21 protein-coding genes are annotated in these 20547 nt (G+C 64.4%); 16 read left to right on the forward strand and 5 right to left on the reverse strand.

The genetic code is table 11. The features are described 5' to 3' along the window. Positions 1-51: 51 nt before the first annotated feature. From MUB46_RS13830 to MUB46_RS13850, 5 genes are all read left to right on the forward strand, one after another. Positions 52-894, forward strand: coding sequence for a branched-chain amino acid ABC transporter permease (locus tag MUB46_RS13830; protein WP_261616521.1), 843 nt, complete (start codon positions 52-54; stop codon positions 892-894). 62 nt (positions 895-956) lie between these two features. After that, a complete protein-coding gene (locus tag MUB46_RS13835; RefSeq protein WP_261616522.1) occupies positions 957-1919 on the forward strand; it encodes a branched-chain amino acid ABC transporter permease in 963 nt (320 codons plus the stop codon). Positions 1920-1923: 4 nt separating this feature from the next. Continuing rightward, positions 1924-2628, forward strand: a complete 705-nt coding sequence (locus tag MUB46_RS13840) for an ATP-binding cassette domain-containing protein (protein WP_261616523.1) — start codon at positions 1924-1926, stop codon at positions 2626-2628. Beyond that, a complete protein-coding gene (locus MUB46_RS13845; protein ID WP_261616524.1) occupies positions 2629-3327 on the forward strand; it encodes an ABC transporter ATP-binding protein in 699 nt (232 codons plus the stop codon). It begins immediately after the preceding gene. A gap of 42 nt (positions 3328-3369) precedes the next feature. After that, a complete protein-coding gene (locus MUB46_RS13850; RefSeq protein ID WP_261616525.1) occupies positions 3370-4545 on the forward strand; it encodes a substrate-binding protein in 1176 nt (391 codons plus the stop codon). Between the two features lie 84 nt (positions 4546-4629). Here MUB46_RS13850 and MUB46_RS13855 read toward each other — a convergent pair whose 3' ends face one another. After that, complete coding sequence (locus MUB46_RS13855) at positions 4630-5271, reverse strand: cysteine hydrolase family protein (protein WP_261616526.1); 642 nt, start codon at positions 5269-5271, stop codon at positions 4630-4632. Positions 5272-5585: 314 nt separating this feature from the next. On the opposite strand from MUB46_RS13855, the gene MUB46_RS13860 reads away from it, so the two are divergent. Continuing rightward, a complete protein-coding gene (locus MUB46_RS13860; RefSeq protein WP_261616527.1) occupies positions 5586-6473 on the forward strand; it encodes an amidohydrolase family protein in 888 nt (295 codons plus the stop codon). An 84-nt stretch (positions 6474-6557) separates the two neighbouring features. Here MUB46_RS13860 and MUB46_RS13865 read toward each other — a convergent pair whose 3' ends face one another. The 4 genes from MUB46_RS13865 to MUB46_RS13880 all read right to left on the reverse strand — a co-directional run bounded on the left by MUB46_RS13865 (position 6558) and on the right by MUB46_RS13880 (position 11126). Beyond that, on the reverse strand, positions 6558-7403 hold the full coding sequence (locus MUB46_RS13865; RefSeq protein ID WP_261616528.1) for a fumarylacetoacetate hydrolase family protein: 846 nt from the start codon (positions 7401-7403) through the stop codon (positions 6558-6560). A gap of 86 nt (positions 7404-7489) precedes the next feature. Then, on the reverse strand, positions 7490-8749 hold the full coding sequence (locus MUB46_RS13870; RefSeq protein WP_261616529.1) for an aspartate aminotransferase family protein: 1260 nt from the start codon (positions 8747-8749) through the stop codon (positions 7490-7492). A gap of 207 nt (positions 8750-8956) precedes the next feature. Next, entirely contained in the window at positions 8957-9886 is a 930-nt protein-coding gene (locus tag MUB46_RS13875; protein WP_261616530.1) for a 2-hydroxyacid dehydrogenase, read from the reverse strand. 85 nt (positions 9887-9971) lie between these two features. After that, complete coding sequence (locus MUB46_RS13880) at positions 9972-11126, reverse strand: mandelate racemase/muconate lactonizing enzyme family protein (protein WP_261616531.1); 1155 nt, start codon at positions 11124-11126, stop codon at positions 9972-9974. A gap of 83 nt (positions 11127-11209) precedes the next feature. Here MUB46_RS13880 and MUB46_RS13885 point away from each other — a divergent pair, with 83 nt between their 5' ends. The 10 genes from MUB46_RS13885 to MUB46_RS13930 all read left to right on the forward strand — a co-directional run bounded on the left by MUB46_RS13885 (position 11210) and on the right by MUB46_RS13930 (position 20510). Next, the gene (locus MUB46_RS13885) at positions 11210-12262 is read left to right on the forward strand and encodes a LacI family DNA-binding transcriptional regulator (protein ID WP_261616532.1); all 1053 of its coding nucleotides are present in this window, start codon (positions 11210-11212) and stop codon (positions 12260-12262) included. Between the two features lie 228 nt (positions 12263-12490). Beyond that, positions 12491-13351, forward strand: a complete 861-nt coding sequence (locus MUB46_RS13890; RefSeq protein ID WP_261616533.1) for an amidohydrolase family protein — start codon at positions 12491-12493, stop codon at positions 13349-13351. Between the two features lie 44 nt (positions 13352-13395). Next, entirely contained in the window at positions 13396-14367 is a 972-nt protein-coding gene (locus MUB46_RS13895) for a tripartite tricarboxylate transporter substrate binding protein (protein WP_261616534.1), read from the forward strand. A gap of 52 nt (positions 14368-14419) precedes the next feature. Next, on the forward strand, positions 14420-14911 hold the full coding sequence (locus MUB46_RS13900) for a tripartite tricarboxylate transporter TctB family protein (RefSeq protein ID WP_261616535.1): 492 nt from the start codon (positions 14420-14422) through the stop codon (positions 14909-14911). Continuing rightward, on the forward strand, positions 14902-16401 hold the full coding sequence (locus tag MUB46_RS13905; RefSeq protein WP_261616536.1) for a tripartite tricarboxylate transporter permease: 1500 nt from the start codon (positions 14902-14904) through the stop codon (positions 16399-16401). The genes MUB46_RS13900 and MUB46_RS13905 overlap by 10 nt, the downstream gene beginning before the upstream one ends. 72 nt (positions 16402-16473) lie before the next feature. Continuing rightward, a complete protein-coding gene (locus MUB46_RS13910; protein ID WP_261616537.1) occupies positions 16474-18210 on the forward strand; it encodes an IlvD/Edd family dehydratase in 1737 nt (578 codons plus the stop codon). 348 nt (positions 18211-18558) lie between these two features. Further along, on the forward strand, positions 18559-18975 hold the full coding sequence (locus MUB46_RS13915; protein WP_261616538.1) for a hypothetical protein: 417 nt from the start codon (positions 18559-18561) through the stop codon (positions 18973-18975). A 107-nt stretch (positions 18976-19082) separates the two neighbouring features. Beyond that, positions 19083-19439 carry a hypothetical protein gene (locus tag MUB46_RS13920; protein ID WP_261616539.1) on the forward strand — a complete coding sequence of 119 codons (357 nt, stop codon included), beginning with the start codon at positions 19083-19085 and terminating at the stop codon, positions 19437-19439. Positions 19440-19491: 52 nt separating this feature from the next. Beyond that, a complete protein-coding gene (locus MUB46_RS13925; RefSeq protein WP_261616540.1) occupies positions 19492-19794 on the forward strand; it encodes an HdeA family protein in 303 nt (100 codons plus the stop codon). Between the two features lie 92 nt (positions 19795-19886). Next, positions 19887-20510 (forward strand): sulfotransferase family protein, encoded by a 624-nt coding sequence (locus MUB46_RS13930; protein ID WP_261616541.1) that lies wholly within the window; start codon positions 19887-19889, stop codon positions 20508-20510. The last annotated feature ends 37 nt before the right edge of the window (positions 20511-20547 follow it).

Consider the following 20547-nt stretch of genomic DNA (forward strand, 5'->3'; position numbering starts at 1 on the left):
GATCGGGGAGGGGGGACATGTGGACTGTCGAAGGTTTGGGGGCGAAGCGCGGTGACTCCTGAGCTGGTCCTCAACATCCTGACCACCTCCAGCATTCTGTTGCTGGTCGCGCTCGGGCTCGCCATCGTGTTCGGGCTGATGAATATCCTGAACATGGCGCATGGCGAGCTCGTCACCATCGGCGCGTTCACTGTTTCGCTCGTGCAGGCGTTCGGCGGCAATTTCTGGCTTGGTGTGTTTGCCGCCGCCGTCGTCGGCGCGCTGTTCGGCCTCGCGCTCGAACGCGGATTGATCCGCTACCTGTACGATCGTCCGCTTGGCGTGATCCTGGTGACCTGGGGCGTGAGCCTCATCATTCAGCAGGGGCTGCTGCTTGGCTTCGGCCCGAGTCCGCAGCTCGTGATCGCCCCGGTCGAGGGCACGTTCGACCTGTTCGGTGTCAACTATCCAAGCTATCGCCTGATACTGATCGCCGCCGCGATCGTCGTGACCCTTAGCGCCGCGCTGTTGCTGACGCGCACACGTTTCGGCCTGGATCTGCGCACCGTCATACAGAACCGGGAAGTCGCAGAAATACTGGGCATCGATACGCGGCGGGTGTTCATGATCGCCTTCGCCGGAGCCTCGGCCATAGCCTCGCTCGCCGGCGCCCTGATCGCGCCGATGAGCAAGATCGTTCCCACCATGGGGGCGGAATACCTGGCGCCGTCGTTCTTCGTCGTCATCGTCGGCGGAACGGGAAGCCTGCCCGGAGCGGTGGCCGGTAGTGGCCTGATCGGCGGGCTGCGTACCGTGCTCGACTACCAGATCCCGAGCACGCTGTCGCAGGCGCTGGTGTTGATCGTGGCCGTCATCATCGTTCGCTTCCGCCCGCGCGGCCTGGTGCCGGCATGACCGTCGGCAGATCTGTCAAAACGGAAGGGCAAGCGGCTGCCGCGGCAAGCGGCGGGTCGAGGGTGCTGACCACTTTCGGCGTACTTGTGCTGGGCGCGCTCGTCCTCTATCCGCTGTCTTTGTCCTCCTACCAGATGGATATCGCGCGCGATGCGCTGATCTTCGCGCTGCTGGCGCTCAGTCTGGACTTTCTCTGGGGGAAGACCGGCATCCTGTCATTCGGGCAGGCGGCCTTCTTCGGCATCGGGGCCTACTCCGTCGGAATCATCGGGCCGATGGTTCCCGGCGACAATGGCGCCCTGGCGGGCATCGCCGTCGGCATCGGGCTGGCCTTCGCCGTTTCGGTGATGGTCGGATACTTCCTGATCTTCGGCGGCGTGCGCGGAGCCTATCTCACGGTCGTCACGCTGGCGCTGACATTGGTCTGCCGCAACATCGCAACCTCCTGGGCCAGCGTGACCGGCGGCGAGGCGGGCCTGATAGGCGCGCCGCCGCCCGGCATCGCCTTGGGGTCCTGGAGCGTGGTCGCCGACGACTCGCTCAGCCAGTACCTGGTTGTCGCGACGATCCTCGTTCTTGCGCTCGGGGCGATCTGGCTGGCATGCCGGGGCCAGTACGGCCGCATCCTGGCCGCGATCCAGGACAACGAGGTGAAGGCCCAGGCGCTCGGCTACAACACCTCGGCGCACCTGCTGCTGGTGTTCGTCGTCTCGGGCGGCCTCGCAGCGCTCGCCGGGGGGCTCTATGCGTCGGTTGCCGGGTTCGTGGCGCCCGACCTCGTCGGGCTCCTGCTGACGACCCAGGCGATCGTCTACGTCGCGCTTGGTGGCCGCGGAAGCCTGATCGGTCCGGTTGTCGCCGCCGTGGTGGTCATCCGGCTTCAGCAGGAAGTCAGCAGCTACAGCTACGCCCTCTGGCCCTTGATGCTCGGCGGCTTCTTCATTGCCATGGTTTTCGTCTTCCCCGACGGACTGCTCGGACCGATCCGCAGGCTGTTCGGCATGTTCGCCGGCGGCAAGAGGTAGGCCAATGGAAAGCCGGCCCATCCTGGAGGCAATCGATATCTCCGTCCGGTTCGGTGGCGTCGTGGCCGTAGACGGGGTCAGTCTGACCATCGCGCCCGGCCAGATCTACTGCATCGTGGGGCCCAATGGTGCGGGCAAGAGCACCTTCTTCAATGTGCTGACGGGAACGGTGAGGCCGTCGACCGGCCGCATCCTGATCGACGGCCGGGAGTTCGCCGGTCGGCCGGTGCACGCCTTCGCGCGGAGCGGCGTCGCCCGCAAGTTCCAGGCGCCGAGCGTGTTTCCGACCCTCACCGTCGGCGACAATCTGCGCGTGGCCCAGCGCGACCGGCAGGACGAACGCGCCATCGCCGAAATCCTGACCTTGCTGGGAATGGCCGAGCTGGCCGGTATCGAGGCCAGCACGCTGGGACACGGGCAGCGGCAATGGCTGGAAATCGGCATGGCGCTCGCAACCAAGCCGCGCCTGCTGCTGCTCGACGAGCCGACGGCGGGAATGGGGCCCGACGAAACGCAACGCACGGTGTCGCTGATACGCCGGATTTCGGAATCGGCCGCCGTGATCGTGATCGAGCATGACATGGAGTTCGTGCGATCGCTGGCCGTGCACACGATGGTGCTGCACCAGGGCAGGCTGATCTCCCAGGGCTCGTTCGAGGACGTGGCGGAAGACGAGTTTGTCCGCGACGTCTATCTGGGGCGCAGATAGATGCTGAACGTTACCGACCTTACGGCGAGCTATGGTCCGGTTCCGGTCATCCGGGGCGTAACGTTCTCGATCGCGAAAGGCGAGGTCGTGGCCCTGATCGGTCGCAACGGCGTCGGCAAGACGACCTTGCTGCGTTCGCTGATGGCCATGTTGCCGGTGCGGCGAGGGCAAATCGAACTCGACGGCGAGGCCGTCGACACGCTCCGCACGCATCAGATCGCGCGACGCGGAATGATGCTCGTGCCGCAGGGGCGCGGGATCCTCTCGAGACTGACGGTGGGCGAGAACATCGCCGCCGGGATGCGTGCGGCGGGAGACCGTCAGCCGTTGCCGCTGGCCGAGGCCCTGGCCCCGTTTCCGGCGTTGCGCGAGCGCATCAACAATCCCGGCGGGGCGCTGTCCGGGGGGCAGCAGCAACAGCTCGCGCTCGCCCGCGCCATGGTCAGCCGGCCCTCCATGCTGCTGCTCGACGAGCCGTCCGAGGGCGTTCAGCCGAACATTGTCCACGAGATTGGCGAGCTGATCGGCCGGCTGGCGAGAGAAACCGGCGTTTCGGTGCTGCTGGTGGAACAGAACATCGAGCTTGCGCTTCAGGCCGCCCATCGGTGCCTGGTCATGGAGAAGGGCCAGATCGTGCATCAGGGGCCGGTCGACGAACTCAGGGATGATGCGGTCCTGAAGAGGTATCTCGCGCTTTAGAAGACGGGAGCCAAAGAAAGCCTGCTACAGAAGGAGAGAACCATGTCGCGATTGCCTATTTCGAGAAGAAACGCGCTCAAGGGTATCGGTGCAGCCGTTGCCCTCGGCACCCTTGCAAAGCCTGCCATCCTGCGTGCCTCCGATCAGGTCAAGATCGGCTTCATCGCGCCGCTGACCGGATCCGAAGCGATCCTCGGCGCCGTGCAGCTCCAGTGCTATCAGATCGCGCTCGACGAACTGAACAAGGCGGGCGGCATCGGCGGGCGGGAGATCGTCTCCATCGTCGAGGACGACGAGACCAACGCCAAGGCCACGATCGACAAGACCCGCAAGCTAGTCGCGAAGGACAATGTCGATCTGGTGCTGGGCACGCTGGCGAGCTTCGAGCGGACGGCCGCGCTCAGCGTCACTTCGCGCGCCAAGAAGCTCTTCATCTACCCGACCTACTACGAGGGAGGCGACTGCTCGCCGCTGCTCGTCAACACCGGCCAGGTTCCCAGCCAGCAGATCGATCCGCTGGCGGAGTATCTGACCGACAATGTCGGCAAGTCCGTCTATGTCATCGGGCACGACTACAGCTGGCCGCGCGGCAGCACGGATCAGCTCAAGGCGGGTCTGGAGGCACGCGGCGGCAAGCTGGTCGGCGCCGAGTTCGTGCCCTTCGGCATGAGCGATTTCGGGCCGTCCTTCGCCAAGATCAAGGAAGCCGATCCGGACATCGTCAGCTTCATGCTGGTGGCCGATGACGCCATCACAGCGGTCAAGCAGTACCGCAGCTTCGACATGAAGCAGCCGCTTGTCTTCCATGCATGGGACGACGTCATGCTGGGCGCGGTCAGCCCGGCCGAGCAGGCCGGCATCATCGCCTCGCAGGGCTATTTCCAGCAGGTCGACACGCCGGCCAACAACGCGTTCGTCAAGACCTTCGCCGACAAGTTCGGCGCCGACAAGCCGATCAACTATATCGGCATTTCCTGCTACCAGACGCCCATGCTGTATGCCGAGGCGGTCAAGAAGGCGGGCAGCCTCGATCCGGAGAAGGTGGTCGCGGCCATCAGCCAGGTCGAGGTCGACGGTCCGATCGGGATGATGCGCGTCGAGGCCGACACGAACCACGTCGTCATGGGCAACTATGTTGCCCAGGTGACCGACAACGCGCAGTTCGAGATCAAGAAGCATACCGCTCCGACGCCGCCGCAGGCCGGCTGCACGCTCTGAACGCAACCACCAAACAGCAACGGCCCGGGCAATGCCCGGGCCGTTTTGCGTTCTGGTCGCCGCGGCCGGGCCGCGCGGGCACCGTCAGGCCGGCAGCGCCTTCAGCACGTCGTCGGACGTCGCGACCCAGCCGAATTTCATGGCGAAGTTCTTCAGCGTGGCGGCCTGGAGGTCCGGCGCGAAGGAGGACACGCCATCTGCCACCATGGTGGTCCGGTAGCCGTGGTGAAAGGCTTCCCTGCCGGTTTCCTCGACGCAGATCTGGGTCACGGTGCCCGTCAGGACGAGGGAGCGCACACCCAGAGCGCGTAGCGTGGCGTCCAGCTGCGTGGCGTGGAACGACCCGTAGCCGTACTTGTCGATGACCGGCTCGTCGCCGACGGGCGCCAGTTCGGCGATGATGTCGGTGCACTCGAGCTCACCGCTCGCATCCTCGTAGCGACGGCTGATCCCGCGCCAGCAGCACCGCGTCTCGTCGGTGCATTGCGGCGACCACAGCCACAGCAGGTCCTCCTCCTGCCGCGCGAGGAAGCGCGTGTATATCACCGGCGCGCCAATCGCGCGGAACCGGGTCGCCAGGCGCGCGATGTTCGCGACCGTCTTGCGGGCATCGGGAACCTCGAGCGGCGCGCCGACGCGCACGAAATCGTTCTGCATGTCGACGATAAGCAGGGCCGGGTTTTCCAGTCGCTCGGCAACGGGAACATCTTCTGCGATACGGCTCATGAATTTCTTCTTCGATCGGCTATGGGTACGCAGGCGTACCTTCACCGGCGCCCGCCGATCTGTCAACCAGTTGGTTACTTATGGGCGGGTCTGTCGCCGGACGACGATCCCAGACCCGCCGAAGCCGAACACGCACGGTGGCCGGCCGCATCCTGGGCCGTACGCGTATCCATCAATCCGCTGCGTGTACTCGACTAGATATAACGTTAAACTTATCGCATAATTAGGCTGCAAGGCACCGAGATTGGCCGTTAATTGCCTTGGGGGCCGATCGGGTGACATCCACCGCCGCCGCGTCAACGGAGAGCATGGGAATGATTGTCGACGTCCACACCCACACGCCGCAATACCGGAACGCAGTCCCGGAAGACCGGCGCACGATCAACACCTCCTGGCGGCCTGATGCCGCGCGTCCGTCGAACTACTCCTGGGCGGAGTATCGCCAGTCGCAGTCGGTGGTGGACAAGTCCATCGTCTTCGGAATCGCCTGGGAGCCCGGCGAACGGGTCGGCGGCACCAATGGCCCGCGCGACCATGGCGACGTGGCGGAGAAGGCCAACGACTTCACGGCGACGTTCGTCCATGCCTATCCGGACGAACTTATTGGCTTCATGTGCGTCCACCCATACGACGTCGACGCGCTCGACGAGATGGAGCGCAGCCGCGTCGATCTCGGCCTGCGCGGCGTGAAGCTGGGCGCCAACTACCAGGCCTACGACCCGCTCGACCGCCGCGCATTGGCGGTCTACCAGTATGCCGAGCGCCACGGGCTGCCGATCCTCTTCCACACCGGCACGTCGGCGGTGAAATCGGCGCCGATACCGGCCGCCCATCCTTTGACCGTCGACGAAATCGCCAGCCGCTATCCGGATCTGAAGATCATCATGGCCCACATGGGCCATCCCTGGACGGTGGATGCGACGGTGGTGGTGCGCAAGCACGCCAATGTCTACACCGACATTTCCGGCCTGTTCTATCGTCCGTACACCCACTACGAAGCCCTGATAAAGGCCACCGAGTGGAGCATCCTCGACAAGGTATTGTTTGGGTCCGATTTCCCCGTGACCACACCGACGGAGACGATGGCCGGCTTGCGCGCCGTCAACGACATCGTGGACGGCACGCGCATGCCGCGCGTGCCGCTCGACAAGATCGAGGAAATCATCCATCGCGACAGTCTGGCCCTGTTGGGGCTGGACTGATCGCGGCGGACGCGATCTGGAACGAAAAAAGGGCTCCAGACGAGTGGAGCCCTTTTCTGTTTGGAGTTTTGGAGTTGCCCGTTTCTACGCATCGGCGACGAAACGCTGTTTCTGTGTTCCAAGCCCCTCGATGCCGAGTTCCACCACGTCACCGTCTTTCAGATAGCGCGGCGGCTTGAGGCCCATGCCGACGCCTGGAGGCGTTCCGGTCGAAATGATGTCGCCGGGCTGCAGCGACATGAACTGAGACAGATAGGAGATCACGAAGGCGACGCCGTAGACCATGGTGCTGGACGAGCCGTCCTGCATCTTTTCGCCGTTGACGTTGAGCCACATCGCGAGGTTTTGCGGGTCGGCGATCTCGTCGGGAGTCACGAGCCAGGGCCCGATGGGGCCGAACGTGTCGCAGGACTTGCCCTTGGTCCATTGGCCGGCGCGCTCGGCCTGGAAGGCGCGTTCCGACACGTCATGGACGAGGCAGTAGCCGGCAACGTGATCGAGGGCCTCCGCCTCGCTCACGTACTTCGCCGTCCTGCCGATCACGACGCCGAGCTCGACTTCCCAGTCGGTCTTTTCCGACCCGCGCGGGATCCGGACGTCGTCGTTCGGCCCACAGATCGCGGACGTCGCTTTCATGAAGATCACCGGCTCGGGAGGGACGGTCGCGCCGGTCTCGGCCGCGTGATCCGAATAGTTCAGGCCGATGCAGATGAACTTGCCGGTTCCCGCGACACAGGGGCCGACGCGCGGACTGTCAGAAACGAGCGGCAATGCGGCGGGATCGAGCGCGGCGATCCGCGACAGGCTTTCCGGCAGGAGTGCCGCACCGGCCAGATCGGAAACGTGCGCGGAGAGATCGCGAATATTGCCGTCACTGTCGAGCAGCCCGGGCTTTTCAGCCCCTTGGTCACCATATCGAAGTAGCTTCATGGCCTTTTGTTCCTCAAGGATCTTATGGGTGCGCGCTACGGTCTGTAGCATGCCTGGGGGCAGGCATGCTCCATTCCGTTCGCCAATCAGGTGAGAGTGGAGACCACCTTTTCGGCCAGCTCGATGGTGCGGTCGATATCCGCATCCGTGTGGGCCAGGGAGATGCTTCCCTGCTTGGTGATCACCGGGAACTGGAACACGCCTTCCTCGATCAGCGCGCGGCGGAAGGCGATGTCGCGCTGGGCATCGTGGTTGAGCGCGATGTCGCGCCAGTTCACCGGCGCATGGTCCATGAAGTAGACGGCGAACGCCGAGCCCTGCCGCACGATGCTCGTTGCGTAATTGCGGGTCTCGAATACCTGCTTGAGCCCCGTCTCGAGCCGCGCGCCAAGACGCTCCAGCTCGCCGTAGACTTCCGTTTCGCGGGTCTTCAGGCGGGTCAGACACGCCTTGGCTGCCGCCACATTCACCGGATGGCCGTTATAGGTGCCGGCCACGGCCACACGCTTCTCCGGCGACGGATCGCTGCACAGCTTCATGATCTCGCGCTTGCCGCCGATGACGCCCATCGGATAGCCGTTTGCGACCGCCTTGCCGAAGGTGCACAGGTCGGGGGTCACGCCGCACAACGACTGATAGCCGCCAAGCGCGTGGCGGAATCCGGTCTTCACCTCGTCGAAGATCAGCACGGTGCCGTATTTGTCGCAGAGGGCCCGCAGCCCTTCCAGATAGCCGGGGAGGGGCTTTACGATGCCGATATTCTGCAGGATGGGCTCGAGGATGATCGCCGCGACGTCGCCCTTGGCGAGCGCGCGCTCCGCGGCTTCGAGATCGTTGTACTCGATCGCGCGGACGACCTCGTCGATGACCTTCGGCACACCGGCCGTGGTGACGCTGAGTGGATATTCCTCGCCCGGCTTGTGCGGCTCGACGAAGGATGCCGGGTCCATCAGGTTGTAGCTGACATAGTCGAAGCAGCCGTTGTAGCCGCCCTGCATCACCACCACGACATCGCGGCCGGTGTGGGCGCGGGCGAGACGCAGCGCATAGCCCACTGCTTCCGAGCCGGTGCTGGTGAGCTGCAGCTGCTCGATGCCTGGAACGCTTTCCACGAGCAGTTCGGAGATCTCGGCTTCCCAGGGCATCGTTCCCGCACCGATGAGGGACGCGCCGGAACGGATGGCCTCGATGACCGCCTCGTCGACCTCCGGGTCGCCGTGCCCGAACAGGTAGGGGGCGAAGCCGGCGTGGTAGTCGATGTATTCCTTGCCGTCGACGTCGTAGAGATACGCGCCCTTGGCACGCACGAAGAGCTTGGATGGATTGATGGCGCGATTGAGAGACATCGTGCCGCCCGCAATGTACTGGCTCTGCCTCTCAACGGTATTTCGCAGATCTTCTGCCATATCCTCGTCTTTCGATTTGTGCGTTGAAACATTTCCCCAGCCTCCGCCTGGCGGCGGGGCGTATCTCCTCGGTCGGCGATACGGAGCGAAAATGACAAAGATTTAACGTTAAGTCAACGCGATGTGTGGTGGAAATGGGCGGTTTTGTCACGCCACAGGCGTCAAAAGTGATTTTCCCGAAAAATGCGCGTCGAGATTGGTCACGACCAGCGCCCCCATCGCATCCCGGGTCTCCCGGGTCGCCGAGCCCTGATGCGGCGACAGGATGACATTCTCCATCCTCCGAAGGGCCTCGGGGACGTGCGGCTCGTCCGCGAACACGTCCAGGGCAGCGCCACCCAGGCCGCCGTTTGCCAGCAGGTCGATGAGGGCGTCCTGGTCGGCGACCGAACCGCGCGCGACGTTGACGAACATGCCGTCAGGCCCGAGCGCCTCGAGCACCGCGCGACTGATCAGTTTCTCCGTGCCTGCCCCGCCCGGCGTGAGGGCGACGAGCCAGTCCACGTCGCGCGCCATGTCCACGAGGTCCGGATAGAAAACGTAGGGCTGGCGCGGCTGGTGCGAGCGCCCGTGGTAGACGACACGCATCTTCATGGCCTGCGCGCGTGTTGCGATCTCCCTGCCGATGCGGCCGAGACCGACGATACCGAGCGTAGTGCCGCCCAGTTCTCGAAAGATCGGCAGATTGCCCAGGGGCCAACGGTTTTCGCGAACATATCGGTCTGCCTGAGGCAAACGGCGCGCCAGCGACAGCATCAGACCGATGGTCAGTTCGGCGACCGCGTCGTTCAGGACGTCGGGCGTGTTGGTCACCCTGATGTTTCGCGCCTTCGCGGCCTGAACGTCGATGGAATCGTAGCCGACACCAAAATTGGCGATGATCTCCAGGGCCGGCAGCCGGTCCATGAGCGGCTTGGGGACACCGACACCCGCGATCGCGCGGATGCTGGTGCCAACCCGGTCGAACAGGCGTTCCGGGTCATCGGCGGTATGAAGCTTGTGGACGACGAACCGGTCCGCGAGCGCCGTTTCCGCGCTTTCCGGCATGGCGAAGGTCTGGAGGAGGTGGATGCTCATATCGTGCTTGTATTGGTCTGCTGGTGGGTCGGGTGGGGCGGCGTCATGGCCCCGGGGTCATGGACCCGGTGTTATGGCGCCGGCGTCATGGCCAGAACGTGCTGCCCTCGACGAAGGCGTAGCGGGCCAGGATGTCGTCGGTCAGCTTGACGCCGAGGCCCGGCTGCGTCGGTGCCGCGAACTTGCCGTCGACAAGTCGGAACGGCGTCTCCGCCAGTTCCTCGACCAGCGGCAGGCCATGCGTGGGATACTCGAGATAGCGCGCGTGCGGATCGGCGAAGGCGAGGCTGTAATTCGCCGCCAGGCACGGTGCCATGCCCCACGAATGGTAGATCACGCGTACCCCGTGTGCCCGCGCCAGGGCGGCGATGGCCATGCATTCGCCGATACCGCCCGAGTGGGTGGGATCGGGCTGTACCCAGTCGAGCGCGCCATGTTCGAAATAGGGGAGGAAATCGTTCACCCCGACGGCCGTTTCGCCCGCCGCGACGGGAACCGGGGAATGCTGCCGAACGTAGGCGCAGCCCGCGTAGTCGCTGTTGGCGACCGGATCCTCGAACCACGTGATGTCGAATTTCTCGATCGCATTGATTCGGGCGAGCGCTTCCTTTGCCGAGAAGGGATTGGGGTTGTGCCCCATGACCGCGTCGACCATCAGCTCGACATCCGCCCCGAGGACGTCGCGGCACAGACGCACCTTCTCGACATCCTCGGCGACGGACCGGCCGATCCGGATCTTCACGGCGCGAAAACCGCGCTCAAGGTAGCTCTCCATCTCCGCGACGAGCTGATCGCGCGGTGCATCGGTGCCGCCACTGGCATAGACGGTGATGGCGTCGTGGGCCTTGCCGCCGAGAAGCTGGTGGAGCGGCACCCCGAGCGCCTGGGCCTTGATGTCCCACAGCGCGACCTCGATGGAGCCGGCGACCATCAGCGGCAATCCGGACTTGCCCCACGCAAGCGACTTCGAACGCATCCGGTGAAAAAGCGCGGTTGCCTCGGTGGCATCCTCGGCTATCAGGAGCGGCGCAAAGTTTTCGGTCAGGGCGCGTGTTGCCAACGGCGCGCTCAGCCCGGGATAATACGCTTCGCCAAAGCCGCGCAGGCCGCCGGCCGTAGCGACCTCGATGAGCGCGGTGTTCCAGTAGCGCATGTTTCCGCCGGCCCACCGGATGGCGGAGCGGCTGAGATCCTGGGTCAAGAGGTGGCAGTGGACGGTCGTGATAGTCGTGTCGTTCATTGGTACGCTCCTGGTGGCCGGAAGAAGGAATGGCGTCCGCGGGGCGGAATGATTGCACCGCAGCGCCGAAAAGGATGAAAGACGTGGGAAAACCGACGAAGCCCGCCACCGGTCGCGCGGTGACCATCAAGGACGTTGCCCGCGAGGCCGGCGTTTCCGCGATGTCCGTCTCGAACGTGTTGAACGGGCGCGGCCGCATTTCCGAGGCGACGGCCAACCATATCCGCGAGGTGGTGGAACGACTCGGCTACCGGCCGTCCGTCGCCGCGCGCCGGCTGCGCCTGTCGCAGCAATGGACCATCGGCATGCTGATCGTCGTGGAGGATCCTGACTTCCTCAGCGACCTGTTCATCACCGCGCAGGTGACGGGGCTGACGAACTATCTGACGGCCAATTCCTACAGTTTGATCCTGCGCGGCATGAAGCCGTCCGACTTCCGCACGACGGGGCTGTTCCAGGACATCGAGGCGGATGGAATGGTGGCGATCCTGTCGGGCGACCGGGTGCAGCGGGACTGGTTCGTGCGCGAGCTTTCGGCCCTGCGTGTTCCGTTGGTGCTGCTGCAGGAACACCACCTTCCAGACCAGCCCGATTGCGCCATCATCAGCCAGGACGATTTCGACGGAGGCCGGCAGGTCGGGCGCCATCTCGTGGAAAGGGGCGTTCGATCCGGCTGGATGTTGATGCCGCATGTGGAATGGCCGGCGATGCGCGCGCGCATGGACGGTGCCGCGTCGGCATTCGCGGACGCCGGGCTGCCGGAGCTGAGGATCGTGGATTGCGGCGACGAGAGCTTCGACGTCTCCTATCAGGCGACGCTCGCCGCGCTTGAGGCCGGCCCCGTTCCCGACGCGATCATCGGCGGCAACGACCAGATGGCCATCGCCGCCATCAAGGCATGCCGGGCGACCGGCCTTCGCGTCCCCGAGGAGATACAGATCACCGGCTTCAACGCCTTCGAAATCTGGCGCTACGTCGACCCGATCCTGACGACGGTCCGGTCCGCTGCCCACGCCCTTGGAGAGCGCGCGGCCAAGGAACTGATCGCCCGCCTGCAGGCAGGACACTTCAAAAAACGCGAGATCGTCCTGCCGGTTGATTTCCAGCCTGGAAAATCGACACGTATGCCCTCCTGACACCCGAATCCCCTTTGCCGGACTGCAAGATCCGTGCATCGCGCGTTTGACAAGCCGTGAGATCGGTGTATCGTTAAATCAGCAGGGGGGCAATATGGTGCTGACCATCAAGTTCAGTCGCGGGGGAGCTGGCTTCGGGCCGCGCATGGTCCCGCGGGCCGCCCCACGCGGACCCCTGAAAAGCCGGCCACGAATTCCCTGGAAACCATCTCGACGGAACCCGCTCCCATGATTGTCGACTGCCATGTGAACGTCTTCAACGCCGATCAGTTTTCGCCACCGGAAGTCGACCTCAGCGGTGGCGCGCGGCCCGGCGGTGTTTCCATGGCTGCGGATGCAGACACGCTCTACGAGGCGATGCGGGACGTCGACAAGGCGATCATCTTTTCCCTGCGCTATGGCGACTCGGTCGGCGTCGATGGCAACGACGAGGTGACGGCTGCCGCGGTCCAGAAGTATCCGGACAAGTTCGTCGGTTTCGCCTGCGTCGATCCGCGCCGCCCCGACTGTATGGAGTTGCTGGAGCACGCGATCGGAACCCTCAAGCTGAAGGGGGTGAAGTTCGGCCCGATCTACAACAGCGTGCCGCTTGACGATCCCCGGCTCGATCCCGTCTACGCCTATTGCCAGAAGCACGACCTGCCGCTGACCATGCACATGGGCACCACGTTCGCGCGGGACACGCTGCTGGATGCCGGCCGTCCGATCCATGTCGACGCGGTCGCGCAGCGCTACCCCGATCTCAAGATGATCATGGCGCATATGGGCCATCCGTGGATCGACGAATGCATCGTCGTCGCGCGCAAGCGTCCGAACGTCTACACGGAGGTCTCGGCTCTCTGTTACCGCCCGTGGCAGTTCTACCAGGCCCTGGTCTCGGCCCAGGAGTACGTGATCACCGACCGCAACAAGATCTTCTGGGGCACGGATTTCCCCTTCGCCCAGGTCGGCGAGTCGATCGAAGGTCTGCGCAACATCAATCATCTCGTCGAAGGCACCCGTCTGCCGCGGATCTCGCAGGAGACCATCGACGCGATCCTTCACTCAAACCCCTTCGACCACTGGTGGCACAGTCCGTTGTCCGTCTGAGGGGATTTTCCAGCTGAATCAATAACCTGAAGGGAGAACGTTACATGAAGAACATACTCGGCATCACGATTGCAGGCGTGATGGCCGCCGGCGTGGCGGTGACCGCGGCCGCAGCGAACGACTGGCCGAACCGCCCGGTCACGGTGATCGTCGCGGCAGGCGCGGGCGGCGGCACCGATGCGACGGCGCGGTGGCTCGCCGCTGACTTGGAGCAGAAATTCGGGCAGCCGTTCAACGTCGTCAACCGCGCCGAAGGCGGCGGCATCGCCGGCATCACCGAACTGGCGAACGCCAAGCCGGACGGCTACACGATCGGTATCCTGTTCAACTACGCGCCATTCCGTCTGCTCGGCATGGGCGACCTGTCGAGCGGCTCCTATACGCCGATCGCGCAGTACAATTTCGACTACGCCGCGGTGCATACGAAGGCCGACAGCGAATTCAAGTCGCTCGCCGATGTCGTCGAAAAGCTCAAGGCAGACCCGCAGTCCATCACCATCGGCTGCGGCGCGGTCTGCCCCAGCAGCTGGAGCAGTGCCCTCTCGAAGGTCCTGATCGACAACGATATCGACATCAAGACGCTGCGCTGGGTCCCCAGCGCCGGCGCGGCCGCGGGCCTGCAGGAACTGGTCGCCGGCGGCGTCGACATCCTGACGGCGTCTCTGCCCGAGGCGGCCGCGCTCATCGACGCGGGAGAAGTAAGGCCTCTGGCCGTTCTGTCGCCGGAGCGTCTCGACGCGTTCCCCGACGTCGAGACGGCGGGCGAGCAGATTCCCGGTGCCGCTCCCGGTGGTGTCTTCCGCGCCTTTGCCGGACCGGCGGGCCTGCCGGACGAGATCGTTGTCCAGCTTGAGGCCGCCACCAAGGAAATCTACGACAGCGAGGACTTCCAGAAGAAGATGTCCGAGCGCGGTTTCGGCCTTCGCTATGCCGACAGGGAAGGTCTGCTGGAGTGGATGAAGACCCACGAGGCGGACACCGAAACCGTTCTTCGGGCGGCCGGCGCAATCCAGTAGGACACGCACCTATCCTCGAACGCGGACAACAGGGTGGCGAAGTGAGGTTTCGATGAAAGTGTCCGACATCATCATGGGCCCCATCATCGCCGGCATCGGCATCCTGGCTATCGTCGCCGCCTCGATGCAGCCGAAACCCTTCTTCGGCACCGGTTATGGAGGGGGATTTTTCCCCTCCATCATCGGGTACGCGCTCGTCGTGGCGGGGGGGCTACTCCTCGTGAACGGCTGGCGGCAGCGCGACGTGCAGCCGCTCGTGGTCATGGGCAGCTGGGTCCGCTCCCCGACCCACATGGCAAATGCCGCCGTGGTTCTCGGCGTGCTCGTCTTCTACATCCTCTTCTCGAATTTCCTCGGCTTCGTGATTGCCGGCTTCGTGGTCGTCTTCGCGACGCTGCTTCAATTCACCCGGTCGCCTGTCCGTTCGCTGATCCTTGCGGGCGTGACGACGCTCGTGGTGAAATTCGCCTTTCAGGACATGCTGCTGGTGCCTCTGCCGTGGGGGCTTCTCGAGCCCTACGCGGGAGTCCTTTCATGGAGGTGATCTACGCCGCTTTCCTGGCGCTCATGTCCCCCGACGTCCTGCTCGTCATTCTGCTTTCATCGATATTCGGACTGTTTGTCGGCGCCATTCCGGGCCTTACCGCAACGATGGCGGTGGCGCTTCTCGTGCCGGTGACGTTCTTCATGCCCCCGTTGCCGGCTATAGCCGCCATCGTCAGCGTCAGTGCGATGGCGATCTTCGCCGGCGATATCCCGTCCGCGCTGTTGCGCATCCCCGGCACCCCGTCGTCCGCGGCCTATACCGACGCAGCCTACCGGCTCACCATGCGCGGAAAGGGCGAACTGGTACTTGGCGCCTGCGTCGTCACCTCGGCCGTGGGCGGACTGGTCGGTGCGATTTTCCTGATGTTCTTCGCGCCGGCTGTCGCCCGTTTCGCCCTCAACATCAGCAGCTACGAGTACTTCTGGCTTGTATGCCTGGGCCTCACCTCGGCGGCGTTCATCGCGCCAGGCAGTACGCTCAAGGGGATGATCTCGCTCCTTCTCGGTCTCCTGGTCGCCATGATCGGCCTGTTTCCCGTGACGGGTCAGCCGCGCTTCGCCTTCGGCAGCACCGCGCTGTACGGCGGGGTAGGGCTGGTGGCCACCCTGATCGGCATGTTCGCGATCGCCGAAATCCTGCGTTTCGCCTTGTCGCGTGATCCCCTGCCGCCCATGGCGACGACCAAGATCGGCAATATCTTCAAGGGACTGATGCCCGAACTCTGGCGCAGTCGTAGAAATCTGGCGAGCGGCATCGTGGTTGGAACGGTAACGGGGCCGCTTCCCGGCGCGGGTGCCGATATCGCCGCGTGGATCTCCTACGCCCTGGCGCGAAAGACCACGCGCAATCGCGAGGAATTCGACAAGGGCAGCCTGGAGGGCATTGTCGCGGCCGGCGGCGCCAACAACGCGAGCGTGTCGACAAGCTACGTGCCGGCGACGGTGCTGGGCATCCCGGGCGATTCCATGACGGCGATCGTCATCGGCGTCCTGTTCATGAAGGGACTGACGCCGGGCCCGCAGATCTTCGAAAATCAGCCCACGCTGATCTACGGCATCTTCCTGTCGTTCATCCTGGCGAACCTGCTGATGATCCCGTTGGGCTACACCGCCATCAAGCTGTCGCGTTATCTTCTCGACGTGCCGCGCTCCTATCTGATGCCGGTGATTTTGCTTTTCTGCGTGGTCGGTGCGTTCGCGATGGACAATACGCTCGTCGCCATCGTCACCATGCTCGTGTTCGGTGTCGTCGGTTGGTTCATGGAGGAGAACGGCTTCCCGATCGCGCCGGCCCTCCTGGGCATCGTGCTGGGACGGATGCTCGAGGAGACTTTCCTGACCTCGATGATCAAGGCCCAGGGCGACTTCCTGCAGCTTTTCTCGCGTCCGATCGCCGGAACCATCGGTGTGATCACCATCCTGATCTGGCTGTCACCTCTGATCATGATGGTCGTGAAGCGTGTGCGAAGGCGCGGGGCCGTGGCCTGAGCGCTGCTCCCGGCCAATACCTGCACACTATGATGAAACCGTCGGAGGCTGCCGCCTCCGGGAGGAGGGGCCGTGTCCGAAAAGAAGTCCGAAGGCCATCCGCAACTGCGCAGTGCGGAATGGTTCGGCCGTGAAGGCAAGTACGGATTTATCCCGCGAAGCTGGATGCGCAGCCAGGGATTTGGGCCCGAGCTCTTCGACGGCCGGCCCGTAATCGGCATCTGCAACACGTGGTCGGAATTCAATCCCTGCAATCGTCACCTGAGAGACCTCGCCGAACACGTCAAGCGCGGCGTTCTGTTGGCCGGCGGCTACCCGCTCGAGTTTCCGGTGATGAGCCTCGGCGAGCCGATGATGCGACCCACCACGATGATGTTCCGCAACCTCGTCAGCATGGATGTCGAGGAGACCATCCGCGCCAATCCGATCGACGGCGTCGTGCTGCTCGCGGGGTGCGACAAGACCACGCCGGCCTTGTTGATGGGCGCGGCGAGCTGTGACATCCCGAGCATTCTCGTTTCCGGCGGGCCCATGCTCAACGGACGCTTCAGGGGCCGTGAGCTCGGCTCCGGCACGGACGTCTTCCGCTTCGACGAGGAGTATCGAACCGGGCAATTGAGCAAGGCGGATTACGCTGAGGCCGAGGCTGCCATGAGCCGGTCGGCCGGCTCCTGCATGACGATGGGCACGGCGTCGACCATGGCACTGCTCGCGGAGGCCATGGGTATCGCGCTTCCGATGAACGGTGCGATTCCTGCTGTCGACAGCCGACGGCGGCATCTGGCCGAGGACGCCGGCCGGCGCATCGTGTCGCTGGTGCGCGGCGGCGTATCGATCTCCCGCATCCTCACGCGCCCGGCCTTCGAAAACGCGATCGTCGTCAACGGTGCGATCGGCGGCTCCACCAATGCGGTCGTGCACCTCCTGGCGCTGGCCGGGCGGCTGGGCGTACCGCTGTCGCTCGAGGACTGGGACAGGCTTGGAAACGGCATGCCCTGTCTGGTCGACCTCAAGCCGTCCGGCCGGTTCCTTATGGAGGACTTCTACTATGCGGGCGGTTTGCCGGCGGTGATGAAGCGCATCGCGGACCGGCTCTATCTCGATGCGCGGACCGTGGAGGATGGTACGCTCGCCGACCGCCTCGTGAATGCCGAGTGCTACAACGACGACGTCATCCGGCGCATGGAAAACCCTGTCTCGGAGCAGGGGGGAATCGTGGTGCTGCGCGGCAATCTCGCTCCGGAAGGGGCGGTGCTGAAGCCGTCTGCCGCCTCCCGTCATCTGATGGCGCATCGGGGCCGGGCGCTCGTGTTCGAGACTGTCGAGGACCTCCGCGCCCGCATCGATGATCCCGATCTCGATGTCGACGAAAACACGGTGCTCGTCCTCAAGGGCGCCGGGCCGGTGGGGTATCCGGGCATGCCCGAGGTCGGCAATCTCCCGCTTCCCGCGAAGCTCATCGCCAAAGGCGTCGCCGACATGGTGCGTATCTCCGATGGACGCATGAGCGGGACCGCCTATGGCACGGTCGTCCTGCACGTCTCGCCGGAAGCGGCGATCGGGGGACCGCTCGCGCTTGTCCGAACCGGGGACGAAATCGTCCTGGATGTTCCCGGCCGCCGCCTGGAGCTTGATGTCGCGGAAGACGAACTGGAGCGGCGACGAGCGGAACTCACGCTGCCGGAGCCGCATTTCGAACGCGGTTACGGACAGATGTTCGTCCGGTCCGTTCAACAGGCGCATCTGGGCGTGGATTTTGACTTCCTCGTCGGGAAATCAATCCTGAAAAAGAGCCAGGAGTCCTTCTGACCTCGGATATCCGAGGTCGCCGGCAGGTCATTCCCGCCTCGTCCGATCGGCGCTTTCGTCCATGTCCGTATTCGAGGCATTGCGACGGCGCAGGGGCGTTCGAAGTATCTCTGCCGGGGCTGCCTCTTGCTTCGAATTCATAAGCCGCACCCTGCGGGGAAGTCCTCGCAACAACTACGCCGGTTGACAAAAAACTGCGGGTGCTGAAAGTAATACGATAATTCTGAAAAAGTAATCGGTCCGGCCGTCGCCGAAGATCGTTGGCGGCATTTGGGCGGCCGCGATTTGCGTTTTTCTGATGTTGAGCAAAGGGAGGACACGATGGTGCGGAACAGGATTCTCGCGGCCTTGGGCGCATTCGTGGTGTTGTCCGGCGTGCTCGCCGGCGCCATGACTGCCCATGCCGGCACCGGCAAGATCTCCATGGAACTCCTCAAAGCCGCCTTGGTGGTCGGCGGGACCGGCGGCAAGGGAACGCTCACGTACGAGGGGCAGTCCTATCCGCTGTCGATCGGCGGTATCAGCGCCGGATGGCAGATAACGCTGTCGGTGGTGAACCTCACTGGCAACGTCAAGAACATCAACAGTCCCGAGGACATCGAGGGCGTCTACTCGGCTGCAGGCGCCGGTCTGGCGGTTGCGGCCGGCGGCAAGGCCGCGGTGATGGTCAACGGCAAGGGCGTCACGCTCGAACTGATCGGGACGCAGTTGGGCGTCGATCTGTCGATCAACCTGGAAGGTCTGTCGATCAGGTTGAAACGCTGAGCGAGCAACGAGGCGTTGAAATCGGGGGGCGTCGAGACGGGCGCCGCCTGCTGCGTCTCCCCATTGGCATCGGCCTTCGCCCTCGACGAACGAAGGGAGCACGGGACATGTCCGCGGTCTTCAGACTGGTCTTTTCGACTGTGGTACTCGCGGTGCTGTCGGCTGGCTTCATAGCGGTTCCGACCCACTCCGACCGCGCCTATGCGCAGGCCTATACCGCATCCTACTGCAGTGAGTACGCCCGCCGGGCGTCCTACGCCTATTCGAGGGGCGGCGCCGTCGGTGGCGCCGTCAGGGGCGGGGCAGGGGGCGCCATCGTCGGCGGCATCGTCAACGGCAGCAAGGGCGCCCGCAGAGGGGCCGCCATCGGCGCCACGACCGGCGCCGTGACCCGCGGCGTGCAGCGCGGCGTCAGCTACGACACCGCCTACCGCGAATGCATGAACGGCGTGATCCGCTACTGAATACCGAGCCGGAATTCCCGGGCACACGGATACACGAGGGGAGGAACCGGAAATGACTGGACGTTTCCCGAAAATCGCGCTCGCCGCCTTCGCGGGCCTCGCGTGCGCCTTGCCCGCCGCCGCGCAGGACGAGCCCGTCATAAACATGCAGGACATCGACTGCCGGACGATGCTCAAGATGGGCGGAGACGAACAGGCCTATACCCTGCTGTACTTCCACGGCTACGTCAGCGGCACGAAAGCCGACATGGTCTTCAACGGACCGGCCTTCCGCGAGGCGACCGACAAAATCATGGATTTCTGCATCGACAATCCGTCCGCCGCGCTGATGGAAGGGTTCGAAAAGAACCGGTAGCCGCATCCAGGCGCGCTGGAGGCGGTGCCACGAGGAGCGGTTCCCCGCGCGGCTTCGTGAGTTCGATCGTCAACATTGGGAGTGAGGTAGGGATGTCGCTCAAGGTCATTGGTGCGGGGATAGGTCGGACCGGCACGTACTCGCTCAAGCTTGCCATCAGTGCGCTGGGCTTCGGGCCCTGCCATCACATGGAGGAGGTCGTCAAGCATCTGCCGGTGCAACTGCCGCTCTGGCAGGCGGCGCTGGTGGGCCGTGCCGACTGGCCGGCGATCTATGAAGGATACGAGAGCGCTGTCGACTGGCCGACCGCCAGGTTCTTTCGCGAGCTCAATGCCGCCTATCCCGAAGCGAAGTTCGTCTTGAGCCACCGCGATCCGCGGACCTGGGCCGAGAGTTTCGACGCGACGATCTACAAGCTGATTTCCGGGACCGACGAGGCCCCCGAGCACCTGCGCGAATGGCTGGCGATGGGGGGCGAAGTCATCCGGCAGACCGGGATCCCGATGGGGGCGGACCTGGAGGGGCTGGAAGCGGCCTTTAACGCCCATACCGCGGCGGTCAAGGCGGAGATACCGGCCGACCGGCTGCTGGTGTATCAGGTCAAGGACGGCTGGGGTCCCCTCTGTGCCTTCCTCGGCGTGCCTGTCCCGGACGAACCCTTTCCGCGCACCAACGACCGCGGCGAGTTCTGGGATCTGATCAAGAGCTTTTCCTGAATGAGGCAGTTCGCACCCGCGTCGATCTTGCCCCAGA

Origin of the sequence: Microbaculum marinisediminis (genome assembly GCF_025397915.1) — a bacterium.
Classification (GTDB): domain Bacteria; phylum Pseudomonadota; class Alphaproteobacteria; order Rhizobiales; family Tepidamorphaceae; genus Microbaculum; species Microbaculum marinisediminis.